Origin of the sequence: Imperialibacter sp. EC-SDR9 (assembly GCF_902498805.1) — a bacterium.
Classification (GTDB): Bacteria; Bacteroidota; Bacteroidia; order Cytophagales; family Cyclobacteriaceae; genus Imperialibacter.
Genome location: NZ_LR701574.1, coordinates 26,561 through 40,893 on the forward strand (window position 1 = coordinate 26,561; position 14,333 = coordinate 40,893).

Annotated in this window: 15 protein-coding genes; 7 read left to right on the plus strand and 8 right to left on the minus strand. The window is 46.1% G+C overall.

The genetic code is table 11. The features are described 5' to 3' along the window. From GC130_RS01585 to trmB, 7 genes are all read left to right on the plus strand, one after another. Window positions 1–1,644 carry a hypothetical protein gene (locus tag GC130_RS01585; RefSeq protein ID WP_151996502.1) on the plus strand — a complete coding sequence of 548 codons (1,644 nt, stop codon included), beginning with the start codon at window positions 1–3 and terminating at the stop codon, window positions 1,642–1,644. 147 nt (window positions 1,645–1,791) lie between these two features. Further along, window positions 1,792–2,604 carry an SPOR domain-containing protein gene (locus GC130_RS01590; protein ID WP_151996503.1) on the plus strand — a complete coding sequence of 271 codons (813 nt, stop codon included), beginning with the start codon at window positions 1,792–1,794 and terminating at the stop codon, window positions 2,602–2,604. An 8-nt stretch (window positions 2,605–2,612) separates the two neighbouring features. Then, on the plus strand, window positions 2,613–3,278 hold the full coding sequence (locus GC130_RS01595; RefSeq protein ID WP_151996504.1) for a MotA/TolQ/ExbB proton channel family protein: 666 nt from the start codon (window positions 2,613–2,615) through the stop codon (window positions 3,276–3,278). Between the two features lie 10 nt (window positions 3,279–3,288). Next, window positions 3,289–3,678, plus strand: a complete 390-nt coding sequence (locus tag GC130_RS01600; RefSeq protein WP_151996505.1) for a biopolymer transporter ExbD — start codon at window positions 3,289–3,291, stop codon at window positions 3,676–3,678. A gap of 3 nt (window positions 3,679–3,681) precedes the next feature. Further along, on the plus strand, window positions 3,682–4,629 hold the full coding sequence (locus GC130_RS01605) for a hypothetical protein (protein WP_151996506.1): 948 nt from the start codon (window positions 3,682–3,684) through the stop codon (window positions 4,627–4,629). Between the two features lie 7 nt (window positions 4,630–4,636). Beyond that, the gene (locus GC130_RS01610) at window positions 4,637–5,929 is read left to right on the plus strand and encodes a folylpolyglutamate synthase/dihydrofolate synthase family protein (protein ID WP_151996507.1); all 1,293 of its coding nucleotides are present in this window, start codon (window positions 4,637–4,639) and stop codon (window positions 5,927–5,929) included. A 2-nt stretch (window positions 5,930–5,931) separates the two neighbouring features. Further along, window positions 5,932–6,588 carry a tRNA (guanosine(46)-N7)-methyltransferase TrmB gene (gene trmB / locus GC130_RS01615; protein ID WP_151996508.1) on the plus strand — a complete coding sequence of 219 codons (657 nt, stop codon included), beginning with the start codon at window positions 5,932–5,934 and terminating at the stop codon, window positions 6,586–6,588. A gap of 14 nt (window positions 6,589–6,602) precedes the next feature. Here the strand turns inward: trmB and GC130_RS01620 are convergent, their stop codons facing one another. The 8 genes from GC130_RS01620 to GC130_RS01655 all read right to left on the minus strand — a co-directional run bounded on the left by GC130_RS01620 (window position 6,603) and on the right by GC130_RS01655 (window position 14,252). Continuing rightward, the gene (locus GC130_RS01620; protein WP_151996509.1) at window positions 6,603–7,205 is read right to left on the minus strand and encodes an N-(5'-phosphoribosyl)anthranilate isomerase; all 603 of its coding nucleotides are present in this window, start codon (window positions 7,203–7,205) and stop codon (window positions 6,603–6,605) included. A gap of 114 nt (window positions 7,206–7,319) precedes the next feature. Continuing rightward, window positions 7,320–7,577, minus strand: a complete 258-nt coding sequence (locus tag GC130_RS01625; RefSeq protein ID WP_201568474.1) for a DUF86 domain-containing protein — start codon at window positions 7,575–7,577, stop codon at window positions 7,320–7,322. Next, window positions 7,570–7,860 carry a nucleotidyltransferase family protein gene (locus GC130_RS01630; RefSeq protein WP_151996510.1) on the minus strand — a complete coding sequence of 97 codons (291 nt, stop codon included), beginning with the start codon at window positions 7,858–7,860 and terminating at the stop codon, window positions 7,570–7,572. Before GC130_RS01630 ends, GC130_RS01625 begins: the two co-directional genes overlap by 8 nt. 80 nt (window positions 7,861–7,940) lie before the next feature. After that, on the minus strand, window positions 7,941–10,625 hold the full coding sequence (locus tag GC130_RS01635) for a CHAT domain-containing tetratricopeptide repeat protein (protein ID WP_151996511.1): 2,685 nt from the start codon (window positions 10,623–10,625) through the stop codon (window positions 7,941–7,943). Then, window positions 10,626–11,483, minus strand: a complete 858-nt coding sequence (locus GC130_RS01640; protein WP_193217728.1) for a hypothetical protein — start codon at window positions 11,481–11,483, stop codon at window positions 10,626–10,628. A gap of 309 nt (window positions 11,484–11,792) precedes the next feature. Next, on the minus strand, window positions 11,793–12,749 hold the full coding sequence (locus GC130_RS01645; RefSeq protein WP_151996513.1) for a hypothetical protein: 957 nt from the start codon (window positions 12,747–12,749) through the stop codon (window positions 11,793–11,795). 151 nt (window positions 12,750–12,900) lie between these two features. Then, the gene (locus tag GC130_RS01650) at window positions 12,901–13,647 is read right to left on the minus strand and encodes an ankyrin repeat domain-containing protein (RefSeq protein ID WP_151996514.1); all 747 of its coding nucleotides are present in this window, start codon (window positions 13,645–13,647) and stop codon (window positions 12,901–12,903) included. Continuing rightward, complete coding sequence (locus GC130_RS01655) at window positions 13,647–14,252, minus strand: trans-aconitate 2-methyltransferase (RefSeq protein ID WP_151996515.1); 606 nt, start codon at window positions 14,250–14,252, stop codon at window positions 13,647–13,649. Before GC130_RS01655 ends, GC130_RS01650 begins: the two co-directional genes overlap by 1 nt. Between the last annotated feature and the right edge of the window lie 81 nt (window positions 14,253–14,333).

Here is a 14,333-nt window from a genome sequence, read left to right on the forward strand (position 1 = left end):
ATGTATAAAAGCTTACTGTTCTGCATTTGTCTTTTGATGAGTCTGCCGGCCTGGTCGCAGGAGCAGTGGGAAGAAGCGGGGGAAATACAGGAAGCAGAAGTTGTAATAGAAAAGGACAGGGAAATAGTATTGCCCTTTCAGCCCCGAAGCTTTGAGAAAATACCTCCTGTAGCCATTGAAACGGGTGGTATCAAGCAGGAATACGTTTTCCCCGCCCTCGACGTAACGGTTCCGCCTACGACCGTCGACATCAAGGCATTGAAGCTTCAGGCGGAGCCATTGGAAAAGTATTATGGTAATCTGGTGAAGCTTGGCTATGGCAACTACAACTCCCCGCTGGGTGAGCTTTACCTCTACAACAAAAGGAACAAGCAGTACCTGGCCGGGTTTCAGGCAAAACATCTTTCATTTGGCAAAGGCCCTGTTGACGGCAGGAACAGCGCATCAGGAGAGACCCTGCTGAAAGGGGAGGCGAGCTATTTTGGGGATGGGTTTACTGCATCGGGAGATGCTTACTACAAGCTTTCACGCTTTAATTTTTATGGATACGACCCGTCAGTTTCAGTAACTGAGGGAGAGGACAGCCTGAAGAGAAACTTCAATAAGTATGGCGTGTCTGTAAATATCGACAACTCATCGTCCGAGTCTGATATCAGTATTTCTGGAGGCCTTGCCTACAATGGACAAAGTGACAACCTGGATATCTCGGAAAACTGGGTGAAAGTGAATGCGGATCTTTCCATGGAATTGCAAAGTGCACTCACCGGGCATGTGGGCGTTTTCGCTGACTTAATAGGTTACAAAGATTCTTTGAGCACCAGCAGGCAAAGAATTGGGCTTGAGCCTTCCGTGGTGTACACTGGCGACAATTATCAGGTATCAGCTGGTATTCGATATGTATATCAGTCCGACTCATTGGTGCCTGCCTCGCAGGTATACCCCGTTTTGAAAGGGAAATACCAATTCGGCAAATCCTTTGGCATTTTTGGTGAACTATCAGGAAACAGCCAGTTGAATACATGGCAGGGCATGAGTGCACGCAATCCTTATCTAGCTCAGGGAGTAGATATTCATAATTCCAATAATATCTTGAACCTCGGGCTGGGTGCACAGGGGAATCTGGCTTTTATGAGCTATAAAGTGGGCCTTTCGCAAAAGGTCTTCAAGCAATTTGGCGTTTTTCTCAACTCGCCTGATGACCCGTCGAAGTTTATTTTGGCCTACGACACCGCCAATTTCAAAGTATTGGATTTGTACATGGCCAGCGACTTTTACCTGGGAAGTTCCATCAATTTGGGTCTGCAAGTCAATTATTACAATTACAGCTCCGATACTTTTGAAGAGGCCTGGCATATGCCGGGTTATAGAATAGCATTCAATGGAAGTTTTCTTGCCTTTAACAAAATGAGAACAAAGGCAGGTTTAGCATACCTCGGAGGGATAAAAGCCTACGACTGGAATTTAGGACAATCCGAAGAATTGAAAGCAGCGACTGACGTTTACATTGATCTTGATTATTTGCTATCTGAAAGAGCAACAATATTTCTTCAGTTTCACAATTTAGCCAACCAGCAGTATCAATTACTTTCAAATTATCCGGTAAGGGGGCTTACTTTCAAAGCAGGTTTTTCTTATTCATTCTAAGGTGTTCTTAAATTATTCCAAAAAAGTTTCTTTATTTGCGGCTAGGAATTTTTTCATTAAAACATAAGAAATTTCTATTTTACGGAATTGTTACTTCAACTGAGTTTAGCTTATAACGAATCTAAAGTACTCTCAACCTCTTAATAAATGGCTAAAAGCAAAGCAAACAAAGACAAGGAAGAACAGAGTGGTTCAAACGCACCCCAGGATGATGAGGACTTCGGACTTCCGGAACTTGAATATGAAGCACTGGATGACGATGAAGACGAAGCTGAGGACGATTCTTCCAGCGATACTCCAACTGAAGAACCCAGCTCGGTTTTTGGTGAGCCAGAAACGTCTTCTTTTCAGGAAGATGATAGCCAGGTGAGTTCAATTTTTGACGTTGAGGAGCCAAGCCATGAGGAGGTTTCAAATGTATTTGGCGGAGCTCCCCCTCCATCGTTCAAACAACAGGCTTATCAGGAAGCCAATGAGGGTGGCGACTCTGCCAAGAGCTTCACAAGGATTATTATCATAGGGGCGGTGGCCTTTGTTCTTATAGGTTTTGCCTTTTTGTACTGGCATCATAAAGATGACGACAAGAAAGTAGTTGCCAAAGCAACGCCAAAAGTCGAGAAAGCGGAGCCTAAGCCGGTTGAACCAAAGCCGGAGCCTGTTAAAAAAGAAGAGCCTGTAGTGAAGAAGCCAGTTAACACAACCGGCGAAGTCGTTACACTAACTGAAAGAACTGGTCGTTCTTATGTAATAGTGGGTAGCTTTTTCGATGGGGATTTAGCCGATGACTATGGTAAGAAGCTGGCAAAAGAGGGTTTGAACTCAACTGTTATCAAGCCCTTCGGGAAATCGAGGTTTTACAGAGTGAGTATTTCCGATTTCGACTCTTATCAGGAAGCAGTGGATGAAGCCGAAAAAGCTAAGTCAACCTACGGAGGTGAAGTTTGGGCTTTAAGGTATTGATATAACATATGATGTTACTGCAAATTGACACCGCTGATCTTGCCGTTGAAGATCAGTCGGTCACTCTTATTGATTTGATGTTAAAAGGGGGATTCTGGATGATCCCCATTTTATTATTGTCCGTCGTAGCCGTTATCATTTTCGTGGAGCGGTTTCTTACATTGAGAAAGGCAGGTGAGACTCCCGACCACTTTACAGACGACATCAGAGCCAAAGTATTGGCTGGAGATGTAAATGGTGCCAAAATGATTTGCGCCCAAACTGGCACACCTGTTGCCAGAATGATCGAAAAAGGCCTTTCCCGACTGGGGAGCCCTTTGAAAAACATTGAGGTGTCTATTGAGAACGTCGGCAAAATAGAGATTTACAAGCTGGAGAAGAACCTTGGAGTTTTAGCGACCATATCAGGCGCAGCCCCCATGATCGGTTTCCTTGGCACTGTAACGGGTATGATACAGGCCTTCATTGCCATTGCGCAGGAAGAAGGTTCGGTTAGCCCAAAGTTGCTGTCGTCAGGCATCTACGAAGCCATGGTGACTACGGCGGCCGGCCTCACTGTCGGTATCATTGCCTACCTGGGCTATAACTACCTGGTGACCAGAATGCAAAAGGTCATTCATAGAATGGAATACAGTGCTATCGAGTTCATCGACCTGCTACAGGAGCCTAAATAACCACTGAAGCATGGATCTACGCCCAAAAAATAAGGTTGATGCATCATTCAGCATGAGTTCGATGACCGACATCGTCTTCCTTCTGCTGATATTCTTTATGCTCACGGCTACGTTTGTTACACCTTCAGGCTTGCCGGTCAATTTGCCTTCCAGCAAAAGCTCAACCATTGTACTTCAAAAAGTAAGTGTCACCATTAGCAGCGATTTACGTTATTATGTAAATGACAAGCTGGTGAACCGGAACAACCTGGAAATGGTTTTAAGGAACGAGCTCGCTGGCAAAGAGGGAGTTGTTGTGCTGCATGTTGACAAATCTGTTCCTACGGAGCACTTGGTTTATGTGGCAGGCATAGCTACTGCTTTGGAGGCTAAAGTATCGATAGCGACAAAACCGAATTAGGTAATGGAGTTTCAGAGCAAAGAAGAAAAGAAAAATGAAAGAATAGGCACGGCGGTCTCTCTGGGCGTCCATGCACTGCTTTTATTGATTTTCGCCTTTCTTTTAGCTTGGAAAGAACCGAATCCACCTATTCCCGAGTACGGCATAGAATTAAACTTTGGCCTTGATAGCCAGGGGTCTGGTGCTGTTCAGCCGGAATCTACCGTGGAGCAAAGCGAAAGCACGTCAGATGCTGAAGAGGTCAATGAAGATGTTCCTGAGGAGACCAACGAGACTGAAGTAACGGAACCAGTAGAGGAGACATCAGAGCCTGAAGTCGTAGAAGAATTTACGAACGCACTAGAGGAAGCTGTAGTTACACAAAATGTAGCCAGCCCTGATGTGCGGAAGGAAGAACCTGTGAAAACGCCGGTTACCACGCCTAAGAAAGAAGAAGAGAAGCCTAAGGAGGTGAAAAAGGAAACCAAGCCCGTAGTGGCAGAAACGAAACCCACTCCGGTAGAAACGAAGAAAGAGCCCACAGAAAAGCCTGCTGAGAAACCATCAGGAGGTGTTGCCTCCGATAAAGTAGTAGCCTCCAATAGTCAGGGCGATAACACTGCTGCTACAGGTGATAAAGGAAGCAAAGAAGGAACTGTCGATGCCCGTGCGCTGTATGGAACACCGGGTGGCGGAGGTGGCGCTGCTCTTGATATGGCAGGTTGGGCGTGGGAGGAGATCCCCAAACCAAATGATACCTCCAACGAAAGCGGACGTATAGTCTTTGAAATCACTGTTGACGACAATGGCGAAGTGATAGGAATCAAAACCCTGGAGAGAGGGGTAAGTGCCGCTGTTGAGGCAGTGTATAGGAGAGAGGTCGAAGGCCTCTACTTCAAAAGGAACCCACCGAACAGTCCCGCTCCACCGAGATCGACAGGAAGAATCACATTTATTATCAAATCCCGCTAATTAGCCGATGACGTACCAGGCAACGCTGGACTACCTCTACGGTAGTCTTCCGATGTTTCAGCGGGTGGGGAAAGTGGCCATCAAAAAGGATCTCACCAATACTTTGGCGTTGTGTAATGCGCTTGACAATCCCCACAACAAATTCAAATCAGTCCATATTGCCGGCACGAACGGAAAGGGAACAAGCGCTCATTCTATTGCTGCCATTTTGCAGGCTGCAGGCTACAAAACTGGTCTGTATACGTCCCCTCATTTAAAGAACTTCACAGAACGGATCCGGGTCAGTGGAGAGGAGATGCCCCAGGACAAAGTGATGGCTTTCGTGGAAAGAATGAAGCCGGTGCTAGAAAAAGTAAAACCGAGCTTTTTTGAAACCACAGTGGCCATGGCCTTCGACCACTTTGCGTCTGAGCAGGTCGATATAGCTGTGATAGAGGTGGGCCTTGGTGGGCGACTCGACTCAACGAATGTGATCAATCCACTGGTGTCGCTGATTACCTCTATTAGCTATGACCACATGGACCTGCTGGGTGACACTTTGGAAGAAATAGCAGGAGAAAAGGCAGGAATTATTAAGAAAAGCACACCCGTGGTGGTCGGAGGTTATTACGGGTCGTTGGATGCGGTGTTTATTGAGAAGGCGAAAAAGGAAAACAGCCCGGTCGTCATTGCCAGGGACGGCTATAGGGTTGAAAGCAAGGAGTATAGCTTGTTTTCAAGAGTGGTTTCGGTAGCTAAAACTGGTGGGTCTGACCCGATGACATTGAACCTTGACCTAACAGGTCAGTATTACCTCAAAAACCTACCGGGAATTCTCAGTGTCGTCGATGTGCTGCGCACGAGAGGATATGACATTTCCGATGAAGCAGTAGCAAAAGGACTCAGCAATGTGAAGGGGCTGACTGGCCTGAAAGGTCGCTGGCAGGTGTTGCAAAAGCAGCCGCTGATAATATGCGATGTGGGCCACAATGAAGAGGGCATGAGGGAGTTGTTCGGACAGCTCAGCGAGAACATCCATGGGCAACTGTACATCGTTATCGGGGTCGTGAGCGATAAGGACAGGTCGAAGCTGTGGAGTGTATTGCCGAGGGATGCCTACTACTATTTCACTGCGGCCAGCATTCCCAGAGCGCTGCCCGCTGAACGGCTTTATGAGGAAGCAAGAGCGGAGGGATATTCAGGAGAGGTGGTTAGTGACGTAAATGAAGGAATTGGCAAGGCCAACAAAAAAGCTGGAGAGAAGGATGTCATTTTTGTAGGCGGAAGTACTTTTGTAGTAGCAGAAATAGATCAGTTGTAGTAGTGAGAAACAAGACCGATAGGTACAAGCAGAACCGTGAAAGCAGGAATGTGCTTGAAGAAGGGAAGCCGCTTTTTGAGGCGATTAAGGGACGGTGGAATGACGAATTTTTTGATAACGACTTGCCGCTTGTGGTAGAGCTTGGCTGTGGCAGGGGAGAATATTCTGTTGGATTGGCGGAACGGTTCAGCGACAAGAACTTTATTGGTGTTGATATAAAAGGAGATAGAATTTGGAAGGGAAGCCAGCGGGCACAGGCACTCGGGCTTACCAATGTGGGGTTTCTGCGCACGCAAATTCAAATGATAGACAATTTTTTTGAAGCAGGGGAGGTGTCTGCCATTTGGATTACTTTTCCAGACCCCAGGCCGAAAGACCGAGATGTGAAGCGTCGTCTTACTTCGCCCAGGTTTCTTGATATGTACAAAAGCATGTTGAAGAAAGACGGTTGGGTATATTTTAAAACCGACAGCACGCCACTCTTTCAGTACACATTAGACTTGTTGAAAGAGAAGTACACTACCGTTGATATGGAGTACACTTTTGATCTCTATCAGTCCGACCTTTGGGAAGAGCACTACGGGATCAAAACCAAGTACGAGTTGATTTTCACCGAAAAGGGGGAAACCATCAAGTACATGAAGTTTCGGTTTGCCTAGTCAGCCCGGTCTTGTCAGTCGTCTGCTTCGAGGGCTTCCAGCATGTCAGCCAGCTCGTCATAGTCCTTGAAGCCCGGCTTAACTTCCTGGCTTCCTTTTAGTGCAAATCCGTTCACGTTATCTGAAGCTAAAAGTCTTTCTACCTGTTCGGGGCTGACGTCGTAGCCTACCAGCAAAGGTACCTCTGAATTTGCACTAACGACTTGCTTGACGCTTAATTGGTTATTAAGCTCAGCAAAAATATACGCTACTGCCGGGGTGTTTTTGGCCAAAGTCATGGCCGTATTAAGGCTTGCTTCTGTGGTGGCCTTTATGATAAAAGTTAAGTCTGTGTGCTTCAGTGATTCCAACAGGGGTAAATCACTTATTTCCAGACAATCGAGCTCATATTGAACCAGTTGTGCCCTGATGTTTTCTTCTGAAAGCCCATGCGCTTCACCCACCAGCTTTACGCCAGCCACCCAACCGGTTATTTCCTGAAACTTTAGCGGATTGACGTATTCTGGGCTTGCCGGGTTGATATCAAAGCCGAGCATATCCACACCCATGCCAGCACAATACCTTGCATCACTCAGATTGGTAACACTTCCTACTTTTACTATTGCTTTTAATGCCATTAAGATGCTTCCTTTTTTACTTCGTGTCGTTTCTGGTTTCGTTAATAAGACCCTCTATGCTATCGATTAGCACCTGTAGATGTTGCTCAATGATCGACCAAACAATTTCATAGTCTACCCCAAGTATTCATGAACAATACGATTGCGGAAGCCTCTTAACCTATCCCATTCGATATGTGGGTTGTTTATCTTAAAGTCTTTGTCAATTCGACTCGACGCCTCGCCGATGATCTCGAAATTACGAGTCACAGCGTCTATTGTTTTGTCAACATTAATGAAGGTTTCATATGACAAGCCCTCGGTATACTTTTTGATTTTTAAAGCCGATTCCAGAATATCTTCCAGGAGAAAGAGAAGATCACGGCTAGACATAGATCAACTCAGGTTTGATTTTTTCGAAGTACTTTTCTTTTATTCCGTTTCTTGACACCACATCAACTGTAAAGCCTATCAATTCCTCTATTTCATTGGCCAGGTCAATAAATCTTATGCCAATTTTATCGTTGAATTCGACTAATACATCAAGGTCACTGTCAGCTACCTGTTCATTTCTTGAATAAGAACCAAAGACCGCCATCGATTGAATGGGGTACTTGTTGAACAAGTATTGCTTATTTTTCCCAAGAGTAAGTTTGATGTCTTCGAGCGATTTCATGGCGCCGGATAGTATTGATTCTCTGCTATCACAAAATTAGCAATTCACTACCAATTGGAACAAAGTAACAGCTATAATCGTCACAAACCTACCAAAATAAAAGGAGCCCAGTAGTACGGATCCTTGTAATTTTCAGAGTTGAGCAGGCTTAATTTTGCCTTTCGAAGGTCGTCGGCAAACAGGTTATTGTCAGAATGATAAAGGTGTTGCTTATAAAACTCGATCATCAGGGATGCGGTTGATGCATCGGCCACCTGCCACAGGGAAACGATCAGGTTTTTGGCTCCGGCGTACATCAGTGCTCTGCTCAAGCCAATAATGCCTTCACCACGGGTAACCTTGCCAAGACCCGTTTCGCAAGCAGACAGGTTGACCAAATCGGCATTGATACCGAGGCTGTAAATCTCTCCGGAGTACAGGCTGCCGTCTTCATTGTTTCCTGGCGAAAGAAATATCCTGGAAAGCTCCGGCTTTGCTTCATTCACCATGCCATGGGTGGCGAAGTGCAAAAACTTGTACTGCCCCAGTTCATCCGACTTAATGAAGCTCTCCGAAGCGGAAGCACTCAACATAAGGTTTGCCTTCTGATCGGATCCGGTAAATAGAAACTTGATCTCCTTCACTTCTTTTTCCGTGTCTGGCAGCGTCTGCATGACCACTTCGTTCTTTTCGAAGGAAAGCGGTGCTGATAGTAAAATACCATTCCCGGTGCTGGATGACTTACTGGCGATTCGTTCCGCAAGGAGTGTAGCTGAGTAGTCATACGAAATGACTTTTTCACTTATGAGGTAGTTGATGCTGCCGTCTTTGCTTCGACCTGTCACCAGCGACTCGAAAGGTACAGCGCTAATCGGGCCATCGGGAAGTACAACAAGCGAGCTGATGGAGGCCGACAGTTTGGGTATAAGTTGTTCGTACAGCGCTTCAGATGCCTTTTGGAACACCTCCTGCTGCCTGTACTTAATGGCGTTCCTCAGGCCAATAATGTTCCTGGCGAAATCAGGGTCTTTCTTGATTGTGGTGGCATTAAGCCGGTTGCTAGTTACCAGAAAGACATACACATTCTCTTCGCCTATGAAATAGGAGAGGATACCTTGATTCTCACTCAAAAGTGGTTGTAGTGTTTCAACTGATGCCAGGGTATTGCTGTATTTGAGCTTGAAGTATTCCGGGTACTGATCTTCCAGCTTTTCAATAAAGCTTCTCAGGGCGGACTCAAAGGTGAATAGTTCTGCCTCCAGCTCTTCTTCTTTTTCAGCGGAAATAGAGCCTCCTGCAAGCTTTTGTTCAATAAAAATAATTTGATCCTTCAGGCTGTCTTCCAGCGCTAGCTCCTCGTCAGGGATGCCAGCGAAGTGCTTCGCTTTGGCATCGTTGATGGCGTCGAGAAGTACCGCCGACTTGCTTCTTTCGCAGAAATTGAAGGCAAGCTTTTGGTAGTATTGTTTCTTAAATGTTCTTTCGCTCAGGTAGAGCGCAGTACTAATGCCATTTTCATACACTTCATAGGCAACCGCACCAAGGCGGAGCTTGTCAGCCTCGTTTAACCGAATCTGTCGAATGCCGGTGATCAATTCATCACAGGCAACGTAGGCAGCAAGGGCTCCGTCAATGTCCCGGAGCTTCAGCGTTTTTTCGAAATGGAGCGCCTCCATATTCTTGGCCTTTGACTGCAGTGACGAAAGAAGGATGTCGGCGTTATAGTAGTCTCTCAGCTCAGGCAGGTCGTAAATGGTCTGATAATCCTGGGAGTAGAGATTCGCATAAATGGACTTTTGAAAGCTTTCCACAGCCAACTCAAACTTATTCTGCTTTTGGTAAATTGAGCCGATAAGAAAATAGGTGTTAGCTATTTCCGGATGTTTCTCCCCATAGAGATGTTGGTACATCTGCAGCGCTGCTCCCTGGAATGCCAGTGCCTCTTCAAGTGCTCCCTTCATCTCAGTCACACGGCCTTTGTTGCTGGTGGTAAAGGCCTTATTGGGGTGGTCACCAGAGTAGGTGGCATTCCAAATAGTCATTACCTGATCGAGGTAAGCTATGGCCTTGTCGTAGCTTCCCTGGTTAGCAGTGGCGAAAGCCAGGTTACTGTATCCGCTGGCTACTTTGGGGTGGTTGTCACCTAGATTGTCTTTGTAAATGGCCAGTGCCTTGTTAAAATAGTCGACAGCGAAGGAGGGCAGGTCTTGCAAATAAATAAGCCCGATGTTGTTGTAGGAATCTGCAAGCAACACAGCCTTGCCTGCGCCCGCCGATTGACGAATGCTTAGTGCCTTTTCGTGGTATTGCAGGGCCAGTTCCCGGTTGCCGTTGTTCCAGTACACCACACCCAGGTCGTTGTAGCATTTTGCTTGCTCAAGGCTATTGGCAGGCAGTAACTTTTCCGCCTTAAGAAGCTCTTCCAGCGCAAGGTCGTTTCTTCCTGATCTGAGGTAAATATCGCCGAGGATATTCAGGGAGATGGCGCTGAGGTCGCCAGACCCCTTAATAATCTCCGCCAACTCGTCGCTCTGAACAATGGCCTGAGCCCACTGTGGCTCGCCCATGGCCAGTTGGCATTCCGCCATGCGAAGCTGGCAAAGTGCAGCCTGTTCTTTTTGGTTGGCTTTGAGAAAACTGGCGGAGGCTTCTTCGAAATGATCGTAGGCCTCAGCGTAGTTAGCCTTGATTTGCTCGTTTTCTGCTTGCTCCAGCAAAGACTCCTGTGCCTGGCTAGTAATGGAGATAGACAGAAAAAGCCAGAAAAATAGGTTGATTTGTTTCATTTAGAATTTATAAATGAATGAAACATTGTTGACAAACTCTCTCGACAGCCCGTCAGGGTTAGTAGGTCGTTTCACCAGCCGGAAACCATTGATTACTTTGAGGCCAAGTCTTGTGTTGAATTGATAGCCTCCGCTGATCAGCAGCGTTAGCGCAAGACCCTCCGAACCATCAATGATTTTGTCTTTGTAGCCAACCACCTGATCACCTTCCAGCACTGGTATGTTAATTACGTCTTTATTGATCCTGTAAATTGGCAAAAGCCCTGTGCTGAAGTTGAAATTTGTAAACCTGAAGTTGCGCTCCACCCTGAACATGATATCCGTTCCTCTCACTAAAGACCTGGCTTGCGTGTATTCCAGTGCTTTTTTTTCCAGCGGATCACCAATCCAATCGCTCCAGAGAAAGGTGCTATTGATATCACCAAAAGGCCGTTGAATACCAGTTGCCAGCAGCCATTTGGATGTAATGAAGGAAATACCAGCCACAGCGTCGTAGGTACCAAGTCCTGTTTGGTTATACATAGGCAACGATTGCCCCTCGGCATTTTTAATATTGGCATCCCCCGTGGGGATTTTGGAGCCCACTGTTGCGTTTACCTGAAACGCTTCCCTGTTGACGATGTTCCGGGTTAAGCTGACACTCAAATCGCCAATTCCGTTGGTATTGGCCAGCGCACCGTCGACGAAAACATAAGGCACTTTCAATTGAACAGTAGTTTTGCTGTTGAGACCTACATTCACATCGGCCACATAGTTGTAGACCACGTCTTTGAACCTTGTCAGACCGACATAGTGGGTGAACTCTATCGACCGCAGTTTAACCTGAATACGGCTATTGTAGCCTTGATCAGGTTTCATAGCACCCATGGTACAAAAGCCAGCGTCGCTACAGCCCTGTGACCAACTTAAGCGGGTGATAAGTAAGGAAAAAAATAAAAGTTTGTACTTCATAGAATAAATGGTTATTTCTACGAATCGCTTCGGTGAACTAATATGAAAAAAATATCCGTATTATCGGATTGACCAAAGTTCAAATGTAACGCTTTTGACTTGATCTTCTAAAAGAAAAATGAGAGTAACACGGGTTCTTGAGATAGATTGGAGTGCATTGAAAGCCGTTTCCGTGACTGGTAAGGGCTTGTTTGCCAGATAGTAGACGACGTTCAATCAAAATTTGTAGACCAGGGAAATATTATTGACAAGCTCCCTCGACAATCCATCGGCGTTTTTGAATCTTTGTTTCAACCTGAAGCCGTTGATCACTTTTATACCCAGCCTGCTGTTGAATTCGTATCCTCCGCTGATTATCAGAGTCAGGGCCAGACCTGTCGATTCAGTCACTATATGATCGTAGTATTTGATGAAGTTTCCTTCTGAGTCGAGCTTTGGTAATCTGATGACATCGGCTGTGAGCCTGTAAATAGGTAACAAGCCTGTGCTGAAATTGAAATTGGTGAACCGGAAATTGCGCTCTACCCTAAACATGACATCTGTCCCTCTCACCAGGGCTCTGGCTTGTGTGTATTCGTTGGCTTTGCTTTCAAGCGGGCTTCCATCCCAATCGCTCCACAGAAACTCATTGCTGTTTTCTCCAAACGGCTTTTGGATGCCGGTGGCTATCAACCATTTTGAGTTGATAAAGGAAATACCAGCGATAGCATCGTAGCTGCCGAGTCCGGTTTGGTTGTACATCGGGAGCGATAGTCCTTCCGCTGTTTTTATATTTGAGTTACCAGTGGGAAGCTTTGTGCCGATGGTGGCATTTACCTGATAGCCTTCCTTCTCAACAATATTTCTGGTTAAACTCAGGCTTAAGTCCCCAAGGCCGGCAGTGGTGGCAAGGGCGCCGTCGACCCGCACGTAAGGTAGTTTCATTTGAAGGGTAGTTCTGCCATTCATTCCGATATTGACCTCCGGAACGTAGTTGTAGATCACATCGCCAAATTTGGTGAAACCAACGTAGTGGGTTAGCTCGACAGATCTGAGCTTTATCTGAATCCTTCTATTGTAGCCCTGATCTGGTCTCATGGCTCCCATGGTACAGAAGCCTGCATCGCTGCAACCTTGGGCCCAGCTTAGTGAGGCGAGGCAAATGAAAACTATCGATAGAAAATATTTCGCCATTGGTAGGTACTCAAGGAAGTGCCCGTGTTTTGAGCGATCCGTATTTTGTTTACGAAGTCAAACTAGCCTATAATAAGCAGTCAGCCAATTTGAAGGTGAAAGAAGAAAGTGATTTGTATCGCTGGCGACATTCATCACAAAGAACATTCATTCAACTTCCCCTCAAGTAGGCGTTGGGCACATTCAAAGGTTTATAGTCGATGCCGTGAGCCTTTTGGAGTAGCCTGGTCACAATGGCCGCAGTAGTGGCCTCGTTTCTGTGCATTTGAGGAAGGAGGCCCATCATAGCGTAGCTGATCGGATTGACAGAGGGAATGAGGGTTTCCCAGGGGTAACCTCTCCCCCAAATAATGCCAGACACAGTAATTTGCAGGTCAGCGCCATTATCCAGGCAAAAGTTGAGCATATCAACTGACTGATTATTGTTTTGATTCACTGTGTGGAATATGGGAGTCTGCCCGCCAAAACCGTGCGTATCCACTCCGGCTTTTGCGTTGATATCAGCTCCATTCTCAATCAACACTGTTGCACATGCCACATGATTGAACTCTGCGCAGATATGAAGAAGGGTTACTTCAAAAAGGGGCGTATAGGCGCATCTCAAACTATACTGCTGGGAAATCAATGCAGGATTGGTCTTTAACTGGTTGGCAAGTGCCTCTACATCATCTAAGAGCACGGCCAACAAGACCTTGTCTTCAAACTCCAGCCCCGCATCAACAAAAGCCTTTACGCAAGCTTTGAACCGGGGACTTCTGGTATACTCACTGGTGAGCTCGTAGATAAGCGATTCATCCTGGAAAAGGTCATTTGGGTTGACTCCTTCTTGAAAGCACTTTTTGATGCCTTCAACGGAATGGAGTTCAATTTGGGTGATGATGTCCTTTAAGGGGTTCATTATGAGTGGTTTAATGTTCTTTGGGCAATCAAGTAAACATGCTTCTGGGGATGTTGATCCAACTCCAGATGCATACATAGGCAACCGCTTTCGGCGATCACTCTTAAGTTTTCAGTGATACCTATTGTGCTGTAGTAGAAAGTGTCGTTTCTCCATTGGTTTTCGTGCTCGCCATAGTCGTTACCAAATGAATAGATAAGTATACCATCGTGGTTCAACATCCCGCAAAGTTTGGAGATTACGAGCGCCTGTGATTTGAACGGCAGGTGAAATATGCTGTCCCAGGCAACAATAAAGTCGAATTTGGAGGGCGACTGCCACTTGCAAATGTCATCGTTAATAAAATTAACCTCCGGGTGATTGGCCCTGGCAATTTCAATCATTCGGGTCGACACGTCTAGCCCGGTTATACTGAATCCGCTGGCAATCAATTCTTTCGTTATTCTTCCGCCACTGCCGCAGCCCACGTCGAGAGCACTTCCTTTGTTTTGGCAATAGCTGATGGCCCTCTTGATTTGTTCCACACCATAGTGCGAGGTAAGGTGCCCTTCATGCCACCATTGGGCAATTTTATCATATTTTGTGCCTAACAACTTGGGATCCATATTAGCTGCTGTTTCAGAAAATCTGCATGGTGAAGTGAGAAATGTGAAGTAACTAATTTATTAAAAATGATGCAGAGCGAA

Excerpts from the sequence above, each read along its gene's own strand:
- GC130_RS01585 (WP_151996502.1), top strand. The coding sequence starts at position 1 with ATGTATAAAAGCTTACTGTTCTGCATTTGTCTTTTGATGAGTCTGCCG.
- GC130_RS01590 (WP_151996503.1), top strand. The coding sequence starts at position 1,792 with ATGGCTAAAAGCAAAGCAAACAAAGACAAGGAAGAACAGAGTGGTTCA.
- GC130_RS01595 (WP_151996504.1), top strand. The coding sequence starts at position 2,613 with ATGATGTTACTGCAAATTGACACCGCTGATCTTGCCGTTGAAGATCAG.
- GC130_RS01600 (WP_151996505.1), top strand. The coding sequence starts at position 3,289 with ATGGATCTACGCCCAAAAAATAAGGTTGATGCATCATTCAGCATGAGT.
- GC130_RS01605 (WP_151996506.1), top strand. The coding sequence starts at position 3,682 with ATGGAGTTTCAGAGCAAAGAAGAAAAGAAAAATGAAAGAATAGGCACG.
- GC130_RS01610 (WP_151996507.1), top strand. The coding sequence starts at position 4,637 with ATGACGTACCAGGCAACGCTGGACTACCTCTACGGTAGTCTTCCGATG.
- GC130_RS01620 (WP_151996509.1), bottom strand. The coding sequence starts at position 7,205 with ATGGCATTAAAAGCAATAGTAAAAGTAGGAAGTGTTACCAATCTGAGT.
- GC130_RS01625 (WP_201568474.1), bottom strand. The coding sequence starts at position 7,577 with ATGTCTAGCCGTGATCTTCTCTTTCTCCTGGAAGATATTCTGGAATCG.
- GC130_RS01630 (WP_151996510.1), bottom strand. The coding sequence starts at position 7,860 with ATGAAATCGCTCGAAGACATCAAACTTACTCTTGGGAAAAATAAGCAA.
- GC130_RS01635 (WP_151996511.1), bottom strand. The coding sequence starts at position 10,625 with ATGAAACAAATCAACCTATTTTTCTGGCTTTTTCTGTCTATCTCCATT.
- GC130_RS01640 (WP_193217728.1), bottom strand. The coding sequence starts at position 11,483 with ATGAAACCTGATCAAGGCTACAATAGCCGTATTCAGGTTAAACTGCGG.
- GC130_RS01645 (WP_151996513.1), bottom strand. The coding sequence starts at position 12,749 with ATGGCGAAATATTTTCTATCGATAGTTTTCATTTGCCTCGCCTCACTA.
- GC130_RS01650 (WP_151996514.1), bottom strand. The coding sequence starts at position 13,647 with ATGAACCCCTTAAAGGACATCATCACCCAAATTGAACTCCATTCCGTT.
- GC130_RS01655 (WP_151996515.1), bottom strand. The coding sequence starts at position 14,252 with ATGGATCCCAAGTTGTTAGGCACAAAATATGATAAAATTGCCCAATGG.